The sequence below is a fragment of the Jannaschia sp. GRR-S6-38 genome (genome assembly GCF_029853695.1).
Taxonomy (GTDB): Bacteria; Pseudomonadota; Alphaproteobacteria; order Rhodobacterales; family Rhodobacteraceae; genus Jannaschia; species Jannaschia ovalis.
Window position 1 is genome coordinate 2,591,103 of record NZ_CP122537.1, and the last position, 13,040, is coordinate 2,604,142.

Annotated in this window: 12 protein-coding genes; 5 read left to right on the plus strand and 7 right to left on the minus strand. The window is 70.7% G+C overall.

Annotated features, from left to right (window positions below; all coding sequences use genetic code 11):
* Positions 1–68 precede the first annotated feature (68 nt).
* The gene (locus tag P8627_RS13360; RefSeq protein WP_279964673.1) at positions 69–1,709 is read right to left on the minus strand and encodes a chloride channel protein; all 1,641 of its coding nucleotides are present in this window, start codon (positions 1,707–1,709) and stop codon (positions 69–71) included.
* Between the two features lie 230 nt (positions 1,710–1,939).
* Between P8627_RS13360 and P8627_RS13365 the strand changes: the two genes are divergently transcribed.
* Positions 1,940–3,313 (plus strand): FAD-binding oxidoreductase, encoded by a 1,374-nt coding sequence (locus P8627_RS13365; RefSeq protein WP_279964674.1) that lies wholly within the window; start codon positions 1,940–1,942, stop codon positions 3,311–3,313.
* A gap of 6 nt (positions 3,314–3,319) precedes the next feature.
* Here the strand turns inward: P8627_RS13365 and P8627_RS13370 are convergent, their stop codons facing one another.
* The 5 genes from P8627_RS13370 to cobS all read right to left on the minus strand — a co-directional run bounded on the left by P8627_RS13370 (position 3,320) and on the right by cobS (position 9,078).
* The gene (locus P8627_RS13370) at positions 3,320–3,661 is read right to left on the minus strand and encodes a DUF427 domain-containing protein (protein WP_279964676.1); all 342 of its coding nucleotides are present in this window, start codon (positions 3,659–3,661) and stop codon (positions 3,320–3,322) included.
* Between the two features lie 60 nt (positions 3,662–3,721).
* Positions 3,722–5,500 (minus strand): aminopeptidase P family protein, encoded by a 1,779-nt coding sequence (locus P8627_RS13375; protein WP_279964677.1) that lies wholly within the window; start codon positions 5,498–5,500, stop codon positions 3,722–3,724.
* Between the two features lie 100 nt (positions 5,501–5,600).
* The gene (gene cobT / locus P8627_RS13380) at positions 5,601–7,472 is read right to left on the minus strand and encodes a cobaltochelatase subunit CobT (protein ID WP_279964679.1); all 1,872 of its coding nucleotides are present in this window, start codon (positions 7,470–7,472) and stop codon (positions 5,601–5,603) included.
* Between the two features lie 104 nt (positions 7,473–7,576).
* Positions 7,577–7,969: a hypothetical protein gene (locus tag P8627_RS13385; RefSeq protein WP_279964680.1), complete on the minus strand. Its 393-nt coding sequence runs from the start codon at positions 7,967–7,969 to the stop codon at positions 7,577–7,579.
* A gap of 122 nt (positions 7,970–8,091) precedes the next feature.
* On the minus strand, positions 8,092–9,078 hold the full coding sequence (cobS, locus tag P8627_RS13390) for a cobaltochelatase subunit CobS (RefSeq protein ID WP_279964682.1): 987 nt from the start codon (positions 9,076–9,078) through the stop codon (positions 8,092–8,094).
* Between the two features lie 107 nt (positions 9,079–9,185).
* Here cobS and P8627_RS13395 point away from each other — a divergent pair, with 107 nt between their 5' ends.
* The 4 genes from P8627_RS13395 to P8627_RS13410 all read left to right on the plus strand — a co-directional run bounded on the left by P8627_RS13395 (position 9,186) and on the right by P8627_RS13410 (position 12,400).
* Positions 9,186–9,740 carry a sigma-70 family RNA polymerase sigma factor gene (locus tag P8627_RS13395; RefSeq protein ID WP_279964684.1) on the plus strand — a complete coding sequence of 185 codons (555 nt, stop codon included), beginning with the start codon at positions 9,186–9,188 and terminating at the stop codon, positions 9,738–9,740.
* Complete coding sequence (locus P8627_RS13400) at positions 9,737–10,411, plus strand: anti-sigma factor (protein ID WP_279964686.1); 675 nt, start codon at positions 9,737–9,739, stop codon at positions 10,409–10,411. Before P8627_RS13395 ends, P8627_RS13400 begins: the two co-directional genes overlap by 4 nt.
* Positions 10,412–10,509: 98 nt before the next feature.
* Entirely contained in the window at positions 10,510–11,067 is a 558-nt protein-coding gene (locus tag P8627_RS13405) for a fasciclin domain-containing protein (RefSeq protein WP_347882273.1), read from the plus strand.
* Between the two features lie 145 nt (positions 11,068–11,212).
* Complete coding sequence (locus P8627_RS13410) at positions 11,213–12,400, plus strand: DUF2235 domain-containing protein (RefSeq protein WP_279964688.1); 1,188 nt, start codon at positions 11,213–11,215, stop codon at positions 12,398–12,400.
* Here the strand turns inward: P8627_RS13410 and P8627_RS13415 are convergent.
* Positions 12,393–13,001: a J domain-containing protein gene (locus P8627_RS13415; RefSeq protein ID WP_279964689.1), complete on the minus strand. Its 609-nt coding sequence runs from the start codon at positions 12,999–13,001 to the stop codon at positions 12,393–12,395. The two genes, P8627_RS13410 and P8627_RS13415, sit on opposite strands and share 8 nt — an antisense overlap.
* Between the last annotated feature and the right edge of the window lie 39 nt (positions 13,002–13,040).

Genomic DNA, 13,040 nt, shown 5'->3' on the forward strand with positions numbered 1-13,040 from the left:
CTATTGCGCGATGGCCGCTTCGGTCCAGTCGCCCGGCCGATGCGATCTAGGGTCAGATTTCCTGAACCTCAGGAGTGTTCCTCGGCCGCCGTCGCCGCCAGCGCGCGATTGAAGACCCGCAGCGCATCGACATGCAGCAGCACGCCGAGCACCTGCGGCTGCTCGGAACTCTCATCGAGGCGGATCACGGCCACGAAATCGCTGCCCGACTTCTCGAAAAGCGGCATCGCCGCCTCCAGCGTGTCGCCCGGCGCGACGAACAGGCCCTCGTTGACGGCGCGCCGCACCCGGTCCTCGGCCGGGGCCTTCGGATGGTCGAGCGCCTTCATCACGCTCGACACCTTGTACATCGCCAGCAGGTAGCGCTGCGGCCCCGCGGCGAGATGGATGCCGCGGCGTTCGAGCTGCGTCAGGAAGAAGCTGCGATCGACCAGCCGCGAGGCGAGCGCGGTGGCGATCGAGACCGCGACCATGACGGCGAGGCCGGTCTGCCAGTCGCCGGTCAGCTCCAGCACGATCAGCGTGGTCGAGATCGGCGCCCCCAGCACCGCCGCGGCCACCGCCCCCATGCCCGCAAGGGCGTAGAGCGTGTCGGAGCCGGAGATAGCCGGCAGGAAGGCGGTGGCGATCAGCCCGAAGGCCAGCCCGGTCAGCGCGCCGACCATCAGCGCGGGCGAGAAGACGCCGCCGCCCATGCGGCCGCCCATCGTCACCGAGCAGGCGACGACCTTCAGCACGGCGAAGACGATCGCCTCCTGCAGGAGCAGATCGCCCGACAGCGCCATGCTGGTCGTCTCGTAGCCGACGCCGATGATATGGGGGAAGAAGATCGCCATCGCGCCCAGCATCAGCCCCGCTGCCGCCGGCCGCAGCATCGCCGGGATCCGGAACCGCGCCTGCACGCGCGTCGCCACATCCTCGGCCATGAAGATCGAGCGCATCAGCACGAAGGCCACCAGCCCGCAGGTGAGCCCCAGCAGGATGAAGGCCGGAAGCTCCACGTAGAAGGCCAGCACGCCGTCCTGCGGCAGCTCGAACTCGGTCACGTCGCCGAAATGGATGCGGCTGATGACCGAGCCCGCGGCGGCGGAGATCGCGATGGGCGCGATGGCGTGGACCGCGAAATGGCGCAGCACCACCTCCAGCGCGAAGAGCGCGCCGGCCAGCGGTGCGTTGAAGCTTGCGGCCACGCCGGCTGCCACGGCGCAGCCCAGCAATTCACGGCCCGTAATGCCGTCGGCGTTGAGCCGGTTCGACACCCAGCCCGCGATCATCCCGCACATATGGACGACCGGCCCCTCCCGCCCCGAGGAGCCGCCCGAGGACAGGGTGATGAGCGAGGACGCGATGGAGGCAAGCCCCGCGCGGCGCTCGACTCGGCCCTCCTTCATGGCGGAAGCCTCGATCACCTCGGCCACCCCGCGGACGCGGGCATCGGGGGTGAACCGCGTCAGTATCGCGCCCACCACGAGACCGCCCATCGCCGGCAGGATCAGGACCCAGAACCACGGCAGGCTCGCCGCGAAGCTGTGCAGGCGCTGGGGATCGTCCGTGCCGTAGAGGAAGGTCTGCAGATGCTCGATGCCCAGCATGAAGGCCACGGCCGCGTAGCCCGAGGCGATCCCGATGGCGAGCGCGATGAACCAGAACTGGATCTGGCTGGGCCCCTTCTCGCGCAGCACCGCCCAGCTCCGCGCGCCCGCCGCCATCAGGGACGCGCGTCTGCGCGGGCTCCGTGCGGGGTGGGGGGCGTCGCTCAAGGTCGGGCCATCGGGTTGCGGTCCTGCGCCATTCCGGCGGGTTGGCGTGCGGCGGGGAAGTCGGAGGCGGTGAAACGTCGCGCGCCGCGTAACCTTAGGACAAGGATCAGAGCGGCGGAAGGGGGACGGCTTGCCCTCGGCCCCGGCAATCGCCATCGTCGCCCCGAGGAGGGCTCGCGATGATCGAGGCGGCCGCGACGAAGGCGCTGCGCGACCTGCTGGGCGACCGCCTGGCGACGGGCCGGAGCGAGCGGGACCTGCACGGACGGTCCGAGACCTGGCACGCGCCGATGCCGCCCGACGCGGTGGCCTATCCGAAGGACGCGGACGAGGTGGCGCGGATCGTCGGCATCTGCGCGCGCCACGGCGTGCCGGTCATCGGATGGGGCACCGGCACCGGGCTGGAGGGCCACGCCCAAGCGCCGCGCGGCGGGCTGACGGTGAATTTCCGCGATATGGCCGCCGTGCTGGAGGTGATGGAGGGCGACATGCTGGTCCGCGTGCAGCCCGGCGTCACGCGCGAAGCCCTCAACGCGGAGCTGCGCGCGACGGGGCTGATGTTCCCGGTCGATCCCGGCGCCAACGCGTCGCTGGGCGGCATGGCCTCGACCCGCGCCTCCGGTACCACCGCGGTGCGCTACGGCACGATGCGCGACAATGTCCGCGGGCTGGAATTGGTGCTGCCCGACGGCCGCACGATCCGGACGGGGACGCGGGCGCGGAAATCGTCGGCGGGCTACGACCTGACCGCGCTCTTCGTCGGGTCCGAGGGGACGCTGGGGCTGATCACCGAGCTGACCCTGCGCCTGCATCCGATCCCCGAGGCGATTTCGGCGGCGGTCTGCGGCTTCCGGACCACCGATGCCGCCATATCGGCGGTGACCGAGGCGATGCAGATGGGCCTCGCGCCCGCGCGGATCGAGTATGTCGACCGCGCGACGGTCGCGATCCTGAACGCTGCCGACGCCGCCGGCCTGCCCGAGACGCCGCATCTTCTGCTGGAATTCCATGGCTCCGGGGCGGGCGTGGCCGACGAGGCGGCGCGCTTCGGCGAGCTCGCGGCGGAGCATGGCGGCAGCGACTACCGCTGGGCCACGCGCCCCGAGGAGCGCACCCGCCTCTGGTCCATGCGTCACCGCGCCTATCACACGATCCTTGCCTCGCGCCCGGGCGCCACCGCCATCGTCACCGATGTCTGCGTGCCCGTCACCCGGCTGGGCGAGGCGATCGGGCAGGCCGAGGCCGAGATCGCGGCCTCACCGCTGGCGGGTCCGATCCTCGGCCACGTGGGGGACGGCAACTACCACGCAATCCTGCTGGTCGATCGCGACGACCCGGCCGAGATCGCCTGCGCCAAGCGGCTGTCGGACGCGATGGTCGCGCATGCGCTGGCGCTCGGCGGGACCGCTACGGGCGAGCATGGCGTGGGGCTCGGCAAACTGCACCTGATGGAGGCCGAGCACGGCGCGGCCTGGGGCGTGATGGGCCAGATCAAGCGGGCGCTGGACCCCGAGGGCATCATGAACCCCGGCAAGGTGATCCGGCAGAACTGACCGGCGTCAGACGCGCTCCACGGTCACCTTGCCCGCGTCGAAGGCGAGATGCGCCTCGACATCCTTGGCGTCCGGGTTCGTCACGTCCTCGTAGCTCCACGCGACATCGGCGATCCGCGCCGATTGCCCGACATAGGAGAAGTAGCTCGCATCGCCCTTGTGCGGGCAATGGGTGGATTTCGACGAGCGCTCGAACAGCGCCAGCGCGATGTCGTCGCGCGGGAAATAGACCACGAAGGGCATGTCGCCCTCGTTGAGGATCTTGGCGTTGCGGCTTTCGACGATGACGCCGTCATCGGAGCGCACGGTCCAGACGCCCTCGGCGGGCGTCACGCGGATATGGGCCATGTCGGATTCTCCCTCGAATTGAAGCCCGACCCTATCCGCTGGGCGCGGGCGGGGGAAGCGTCAGATCGGCGCGCACATCCGGGTCAGCCAGTCGAGGTCCGGCCCCGCCAGACGCGGCGCCAGTCTCTCCAGAACGCCGGCGTGATAGGCGTCGAGCCAGGTGCGCTCGTCCGGCGACAGGAGGGCCGCGACGATCAGGCGGCGGTCGATCGGAACCCATGTCAGCGTGTCGAAGCGCAGCATCTCGCGCTCGGGATCGCCGCCGGGCAACGGCTCGGCCGGGCGGACGACGATCAGGTTCTCGATCCGGATCCCGTATTCGCCCTCGCGATAGTAGCCGGGCTCGTTTGACAGGATCATGCCGGCCTCCAGCGGGATCGTGCTGACCCGGCTGATCCGCGCCGGCCCCTCGTGAACCCCGAGATAGACGCCGACGCCGTGGCCGGTCCCGTGATCGTAATCGCGATGCTCGGCCCAGAGCGGGGCGCGGGCCAGCGCGTCCAGATGCGCGCCGGCGACGCCCACGGGAAAGCGAGCGCGACTGACCGCGATCATCCCCTGCAGGACGCGGGTGAAGGCGTGGGCGATATCCGCGGGCGGGAACCCCAGCGGCACGGTCCGCGTGATGTCCGTAGTTCCGTCGATATATTGCCCGCCCGAGTCGACGAGCAGCACGCTGTCGGTATCGAGCTTGCGGTTCGTCTCCTTGTTGACGCGGTAATGCACGATCGCGCCGTGCGGACCGGAGCCCGCGATGGTCTCGAAGCTGATCTCGCGCAGGGCGTTGGTGTCGCGGCGGAACCATTCGAGCTGGCGGACCACGTCGATCTCGGTCGCCGCATCCGGGCGCGCCTCGTCCAGCCAGCGCAGGAAGCGGACCATCGCCGCGCCGTCGCGCAGATGCGCCTCGGTCGTGGCGGCGATCTCGGCCTCGGATTTCCGGGCCTTGGGCAGGGCGATGGGATCGGTGCCCTGCAGGGCGCGGTCGCCCAGCGCATCGGCCACGGCCCAGGGGGCGGTGGCCGGGTCGATCAGGACCGGACCATCCAGCGCGCGCAACCGATCCGCGAACGCGTCCCATTCGTGCAAGGTGATCGCCGGGTCCGGCCCGAGGCCGTCGAATTTCGCGGGGTCCGAGAACAGCTCGACCGATCCGTCCGCATGCACAACCGCGAAGGCCAGCACCAGCGGCGAGCGGGCGATATCGCTGCCGCGGATGTTCAGCAGCCAGCAGATCGCGTCGGGTTGCGTCACGACCGCGGATTTCGCGCCGGCATCGCGAAGGGCGGCCGCGATCTCCGCGCGCTTCGTTTCGTCGCCCTTTCCGGCCAATTCCGTCGGATAGGCGGTGACCGGCTCGCGCGGGCGCGGGGGCCGATCGTCCCAGACGGCGTCCACGCCATTCTGCGCGGGCACAAGCTCGACGCCGTCGACCGCGCGCAGCTTCTCGATCTCGCGGACGGTGTGCAGCATGGGATCGAAGCCGACACGCGCGCCTTTGGGCAAGCGTTCGCCCAGCCAGGCGGCCACCGTCTCGCCGGGCCATTTGCGGATCTCGAAGGTCGCGGGATCGGTCTGCGCGCGGATCTGTACGGTGTAGCGCCCGTCGGTGAAGACCGCGGCCCGGTCCCGCCCGATCACAGCGAGGCCCGCCGATCCGGTGAACCCCGTGATCCAGGCCAGCCGCTCGTCGCAGGGCGCGACATACTCGCCCTGGTGGGCATCCGCGCGGGGCACGAGAAAGGCGTCGAGCTCATGCGCGGCCAGCCAGGCCCGCAGCTTCGCGACGCGCGGCGGCGCGACCTCGGGGCGGGCGGTGACGTCGAAGCTCTGGAACATGCGGCGGCTCTCCTCTCCGCCTGCCTAGACACCGCGCCCGAGGGGGGCAACCGGGGCAGGGGCCGCGAGGGATGCCCGCACCGGCGTCACCGCTTCGCGGTCAGGAGGCGCGGCGCATCCCCATCACCCGGGCGCGGGCCCGCGGATCGGAGTCGAACAGCGCGGCGAGCTGCTCGGTCATCGCGCCGGCCAGCTGTTCGACATCGGTGATCGTGACCGCGCGGTCGTAATAGCGCGTCACGTCATGGCCGATGCCGATGGCCAGAAGCTCGACGGCGCGGCGCTTCTCGACCATGGCGATCACGTCACGGAGATGTTTTTCGAGATAATTTGCGGGGTTCACCGACAGCGTGGAATCATCGACCGGCGCGCCGTCCGAGATCACCATCAGGATCTTGCGCGCCTCGGGGCGGCCCAGCATCCGGCGATGCGCCCATTCCAGCGCCTCGCCGTCGATATTCTCCTTCAGGAGCCCTTCCTTCATCATCAGCCCCAGATTGGGCCGCACCCGGCGCCAGGGCGCATCGGCTGACTTGTAGATGATGTGGCGCAGATCGTTGAGCCGGCCCGGCGCCTGCGGCCGGCCTTCCTTCAACCACGCCTCGCGCGACGCGCCGCCCTTCCAGGCGCGGGTGGTGAAGCCCAGGATCTCGACCTTTACGCCGCAGCGCTCCAGCGTGCGGGCCAGCACGTCGGCACAGATCGCCGCGATCGAAATCGGCCGGCCCCTCATCGAGCCGGAATTGTCCAGAAGCAGCGTCACGCAGGTGTCGCGAAACTCGGTGTCGCGCTCCATCTTGAAGCTGAGCGGGGTGGTCGGGTTGGCCACCACGCGGGCCAGCCGCCCGGCATCGAGGATGCCCTCCTCGAGGTCGAACTCCCAGGAGCGGTTCTGCTGGGCCTGCAACCGGCGCTGCAGCTTGTTGGCCAGCCGCGAGACGGCGCCCTTCAGCGGCTCGAGCTGCTGGTCGAGATAGGCGCGCAGCCGCTCCAGTTCGGCGGGCTCGGCCAGGTCTTCGGCGCCCACGATCTCGTCGAACTGGGTGGTGAACACGGTGTAGTTCGGATCGGCATCCGAGACGGGCGGCGGGGCGGGCGGCTCCATCGCCTCGTCGGCGTCGGGCATCTGCGCCTCTTCGCCGGCCTCCTGATCGGCCATGTCGTCCATCGAGACATCGGCCTGGGCCGCGTCGTCCTGGCTTTCCTGGCTCTGCTCGGGCGTGGCCTCGTCATCCTGTTCCTGGTCGTCATCCTCGCCGGTCGAGTCGGGCTGCTGCTCCTCGTCCTCGGTCTGGCCGTCCTCGTCCTCGTCATCCTCGGCATCGGGGTCGTCACCGAGCTGGTCGCCGTAGCCCAGGTCCTCGATGAGCTGCCGGGACAGGCGCGCGAAGGCCTGCTGGTCGCCCAGCACGTCCTGCAGGTTCTCGAGCCGGTCGCCCGTCGCCTCCTCGATGAAGCCGCGCCAGAGCTCGAGCACGTTCTCGGCCCCGCGCGGCAGCGGGCGGCCCGTCGCCGCCTGCCGGATCCAGTAGCCGGCGGCGGCGGCCAGCGGGGCCTGCGCCTTGTCGGTGATCTCGCCGTAGCCTTTCCGCGCCGTCTCGACGCCGATCTTGGCGTCGATATTGCCCGCCGTGCCCGGCATGTCGCGGGCGCCCACCGCCTCGCAGCGGGCGGTTTCCATCGCGTCGTAGAGCTCGCGCGCCATGTTGCCTTGCGGCAGGTACCGGGCGTTGACGGCGGAGTCGTGGTGGCGATGGCGCAGCGCGTAGGCATCCGCCGTGCCGCGCGCGAGCAGCACCTCCTCGCGCGTCATTCGGCGCGACACCTGCGGCAGGCGCACGGAGTCGTTCGTCTGGCCCGGCGGGTCGACGGAGAAGGTGACCGCCAGCTCCGGATCGTCGGCGAGCGTCTTGGTCGCCTCGGCCAGAGCCTTCTTGAACGGATCGGCGGGGTTGTCGCTGAGCTTGCTCATGTCCCGCAACCTAAGCCCTCGCCGACCGGGTGCAATGGCTTCTGGCATTGCGATCCGCAGGGGCGCAGCGCGACGCGGCGATCCCGCGCTCGGCGCGAACGGCCCTAGCTGAGCAGCGCGCCGATGCAGCCGTCTCGCAATTCGCGGGCGCGATCGGCGGCGGCCTCGGAGGCGCGGGGGTCCGGCCCGAAGACCGCGGTGGCCAGCAGCGCCGCGTGCGCGGCCTTTGCGGCGACGCGCCGGTGCATGATGCCGGGCGCCTGTTCCGCGGGCGTCAGCGCTTCGAGGATGTCGATCATCGCCCGGCGCAGCGCCTCGGTTCGCGCGGCATCCGGATCCCCGGTCAGCCACTGGAACTCCATCTCGGCCGACAGGCGCCCCGTGCAGGCGGCGAAGAATGGCAGCGGGTCCCCGATCGGCGCGGCGGCCGCGGAGGCGGAGGTGGCGCCGGCCGGGACGGCGATCAGCAGCGCCAGGAGCGTTCGCACAATGCCCATATTTCGAGCATGGCAGGCGCAATTACGCCTACCAAGAGGGCAAAAAGTAAAATGCGCCGGAATGACGCCGTCAGGCCACGGCGTCAGATCTCAGCGAGAGGCGCGATTGCGGGTGGAGGGGCTCAGCCCAGCGACAGCGTCGCGGCACTCTCGGGCAGTTCCTCGTCGAAGCAGCGCTGGTAGAACTCGGCGACGGTCTGGCGCTCCAGCTCGTCGCACTTGTTCAGGAAGGTCAGCCGGAAGGCATAGCCCACGTCGCGGAAGATCTCGGCGTTCTGCGCCCACGCGATTACCGTCCGGGGCGACATCACCGTCGACAGGTCCCCGTTCATGAAGGCCGTGCGCGTCAGGTCGGCCACGGTGACCATCCGGTTGACCGTCTGGCGGCCCTTCTCGGTATTGTAATGCGGCTGCTTGGCCAGGACGATCGCGGCCTCGGCATCGTGGCTGAGATAGTTCAGCGTCGCGACCATCGACCAGCGGTCCATCTGCGCCTGGTTGATCTGCTGGGTGCCGTGATAAAGACCCGTCGTGTCGCCCAGGCCCACCGTGTTCGCCGTCGCGAAGAGGCGGAAATAGGGATGCGGCGTCAGGATCTCGTTCTGGTCCATCAGCGTCAGCTTGCCGTCATGCTCCAGCACGCGCTGGATCACGAACATCACGTCCGCGCGGCCGGCATCGTATTCGTCGAAGACGATGGCGACCGGATTGCGCAGGGCCCAGGGCAGGATGCCTTCGTGGAACTCGGTGACCTGCACGCCGTCCTTGAGCTTGATGGCGTCCTTGCCGATCAGGTCGATCCGGCTGATGTGGCTGTCGAGGTTCACGCGCACGCAGGGCCAGTTCAGGCGGGCCGCGACCTGCTCGATATGGGTCGACTTGCCGGTGCCGTGATAGCCTTGGATCATCACCCGCCGGTTCCAGCCGAAGCCCGCCAGGATCGCCAGCGTCGTGTCGGGGTCGAACTTGTAGGTCGGATCGATCTCGGGCGTGCGCTCGCTCGGTTCCTCGAACCCCTTGACCGTCATGTCGGTGTCGATCCCGAAGGTCTCGCGGACCGAGATCTCGCGGGTGGGCTTCACGTCGATATCCATGCTTCCATCCGCCATGTTGTGAGCGTCTCCTTGCAGCCGTGCGTGGGCTTGCAACATAAGGGGCCGGGCCGCAAGGGAAAGGCAGGGCCGCTGCCGAAGCCCTGCGCAGGCGGGGGAGAAACGTGGCGACACGCGACCAGATCGAGCGCTGGCTGGCCTCCGCGGCGCTGGGCGACCGCGACGCTTTCGCCCCGCTCTATGCCGCGACCTCGGCGAAACTGTTCGGCCTCTGTCTGCGTGTCTTGGGCAATCGCGGGGAGGCCGAGGACGCGTTGCAGGACATCTACGTCAAGATCTGGAACGGCGCGGGCAGCTACCGCGCGAACGGACTCAGCCCGATCACCTGGATGGCAGCGGTCGCGCGCAATCACTGCATCGACCGGCTGCGCGCGCGGCGCCGGCGGGCCGAGGACGGCGCGATGCCCGAGGAGGACCGGCTCGCCGACACGGGCCCGGGACCCGAGGCGCGGGCGATCGCCCAGGGCGAGGCGCGCGCCGTCGCGGGCTGCCTCGGCGAGCTCGACCCGCGCCGGGCCGAGGCCGTGCGCCGTGCCTATCTGGAAGGCGAGACCTATGCCGAGCTGGCCGGGCGGTTCGACGTGCCGCTCAACACGATGCGGACCTGGCTGCGCCGGAGCCTGATCGCCCTGCGCGCCTGCCTGGAGCGCGGGACGTGAGCGAGACGGGCCCCCCGACCCCCGAGGAGGACGACCGCGTCCTGGTCGGCGAGTACGTGCTGGGCCTCCTCTCGCCCGAAGCGGCGCGCGCGGTCGAGGACCGGCTGGCGCGCGAGCCGGCGCTGCGCGACTTGCACGCGGATTGGGAGGCGTCGCTGTCGCCGCTCCTTCGGGCCCGCCCGGTGGAGCCGCCGCCACGTCTCGAGGCGGCGATCGCCGCGCGGCTCTTCCCGGTGCGACGCCGGGCCGCGGTCGCGAAATGGCTCGCGCTCTTCGGCGTGCCCGTCGCCGCCTTCGTTCTGGCGCTGCTCGCGGTCCAGCCGCAGCTGCGCGCGCCCGCCCCGGCGCTCGATGCCGAGATGGCCACCGACGGCGAGGCCGAAGGCGCGGCGCTTCGATTTGCCGCGTCCGTCACCGGCGACACCCTGACGGTCGAGCGGCTGGCCGGCACGGCGCGCCCGGGCCGCGCGCTGGAGCTCTGGCTGATCGCGGGCGAGGCCGCGCCGGTCTCGCTGGGCCTCTTGCCGGAAACCGGACCGCTGACCGTGACGCTCGCCGCGCCGCCCGCGCCCGGCACGATCCTCGCCGTCTCCGACGAGCCGCCGGGTGGGTCCCCGACCGGGGCGCCGACCGGCGATGTCCTGGCCGCCGGGGCGCTCACGGAGACGTGAGGCCGCGCGCCCGGGCGGCCTGAAACTCCGCCCTCCAAGCGTCGTGTCTTCGCGGTGATCGGGCCGGTCGGGTCCGCAACGCCCAAGGGAGATCCATGATGAAGACGCGTATCGCGGCCGCCCTCGCCGCCCTGGCAATGCTGTCCGCCCAAGCCGGTTCCGCGCAGGAGGCGCTGCCCATCGTCGGGGGCGCGCCAATGTCGCCCGAGAAGACCATCGTCGGAAACGCCGTCAACTCGGCGGATCACGAGGTCCTGGTCGCCGCGGTCGAGGCTGCGGGCTTGGTCCCCACGCTGTCCTCGCGCGGGCCGTACACCGTCTTCGCGCCGACCGACGCCGCCTTCGGGCGGATCAGCGATGCGAGCCTCGCCGCGCTGATGCGCCCCGAGAACCGCGGCCAGCTCGGGCGCGTGCTGACCTGCCATGTCGTGGCCGCGGACGTGATGACGCAAGCCATGACGCGCCTGATCGCGGCCGGCGGCGGGCAGGCCCGGCTTTCGACGATGGGCGGTTGCGAGCTGCGCGCCGAGATCGGCGCCGACGGGCTCGTCCTGACCGACGAGAATGGCCGCGCGGGCCGGATCACCATCGCCGATGTGCGCCAACTCAACGGCGTGATCCACGTCATCGACCGCGTGATGCTGCCGGCGTCCTGACCGAACCCGGCGTCGGCCGCCCCCGGGCGGCGACCGGCGGGCGTCGGTCCGGCTCCAGACCCGATCGGCGTCCGATTGCGCCCCCTCCGCCCTGTCCGGAGGGGGCGTTCTCATGCGGCCCGTCCCGTGCCATGCTCGCGCGGATATGAAACGCATCGTCATCCTCTGCGACGGCACGTGGAACCATGCCGCCTCCGACCATCCGACCAACGTGGTGCGGTTGGCGGCAGCGCTGAGGCCGGTCGATTCCGACGACGTGCCCCAGGTGCCGGTCTACGTGCCGGGCGTGGGGTCGGGCCGGCGCGGGGTGACGGCGATGGGCCGCCGGGTCGACCGGCTTCTGGGCGGCGCGCTGGGGTTGGGCCTGATGGCGAATGTCGTCGAGGCCTATACCGACCTCGTCTTCCTCTACGAGCCCGGCGACGAGATCTTCGTCTTCGGCTTCTCGCGCGGCGCCTACACGGCCCGGTCGCTGGTCGGCATGATCCGGGCGACGGGCCTTCTGAGCCGATCGTCGCTGGACCTGCTCCCGCGGGTGATCGCGCGCTACCGCTCGCGCGAGCCCGACACCCATCCGCGCACGCCGGCGAGCCGCGACTTCCGGCTGGAGGTCTCGCCCTACGTCATGACGCATCCCAAAGACGCCGAGATCTACGAGGCCGCCGCCCGCGCCGCCGGGCGGTCCATGCCGCATCTGCTGCGGATCGCCTATCTCGGAGTCTGGGACACGGTGGGCGCGCTGGGCATCCCGTCGCGCTTCGCCATCGGGCGGTTGCTCAACCGCCGCCACGCCTTCCACGACGCGACGCTCAGCTCGATGGTCCGCGCCGCCCGCCACGCGGTCGCGCTGGACGAGCGGCGGCGCGAATACGAGCCGACGCTTTGGGCGAACCTGCAGACGCGCAACGCGGGCCACGACCCCGCCGATCCGCCCTATCGCGAGACGCATTTCCTGGGGGATCACGGCGGCGTCGGCGGCGGCGGGCCGATCGAGGCGACCAGCGCCATCGCGCTGGACTGGATCATGGACGGCGCGGCCGCGCAGGGGCTGGCCTTCGACCCTGGCGCGCAGGCGCGGATCGAGGCCGTGCGCGACCCGCTCGGCCCGCTCACCAACAGCCCCGAACCCAAGGGCGGCCTTGGCGCCGCAATCCTGCGGGCGCTGGGCCGCGACCGGCCGGGGCCTGCCGAGATCGACCAGCTGCATCCCACGGTGAAGGAGCGGTGGGCCTTCGCCCACGAGGAGTGGACGTCCTACCGGCCCGGCAGCCTCGCGCATCTGGAGACCGATCTCGCGGCCTGGCGCGACGCGCAGGCGGGGGACGTCACTTGAAGTTGCGGCTGTCCTTGAGCTGATCCCAGGCCCAGACGACCTCGGCCAGCTGCTCCTCCTGGCTGCGGTCGCCGCCGTTCATGTCCGGGTGCAGCACCTTGATCAGCCCCTTGTAGGCCTTCCGGATCTCGACCTTGGTCCAGTCGTCCTTGCCCTCGAGGATATCGAGCGCCTTGCGCTCGGTGGGCGGAAGGCGGCGTCCGGCGCTGCGTCCGGGATTCCGCGTGGCGTTGCCGCCCAGGACCTGATGTGCGTCCTCGATGCCGAGGCGCGCCCAGGCGCGTTCCTCGACGGTCTTGCGGAAGGGACGGGTCTTCTGGTCGCGGGCTTCCTGCGCCGCGATCTCGGCCTCGGTCGCGCCGTCGAAGAACGACCACTTGGCGTTGTATTCGCGCACGTGCTCCTTGCAGAACCAGTAATAGTCTTCGGTCGTGTCGCGCGACTTCGGCGCGCGGTACTTGCCGCCTTCCTCGCACCCGTCGTGATCGCACACGCGCGTGGAGGTCTCGACCGCGCCCGACATCCCGCGCCGCCCGCGGGGATTGCGCTTCTTGGCGGTGGAGACGCGCATGTCGAAGTTGAATGGATCGTTCTTGCTCATCAAACGCCCCCTTCCGGCCTGAGGCGGCAGAGTTTAGTC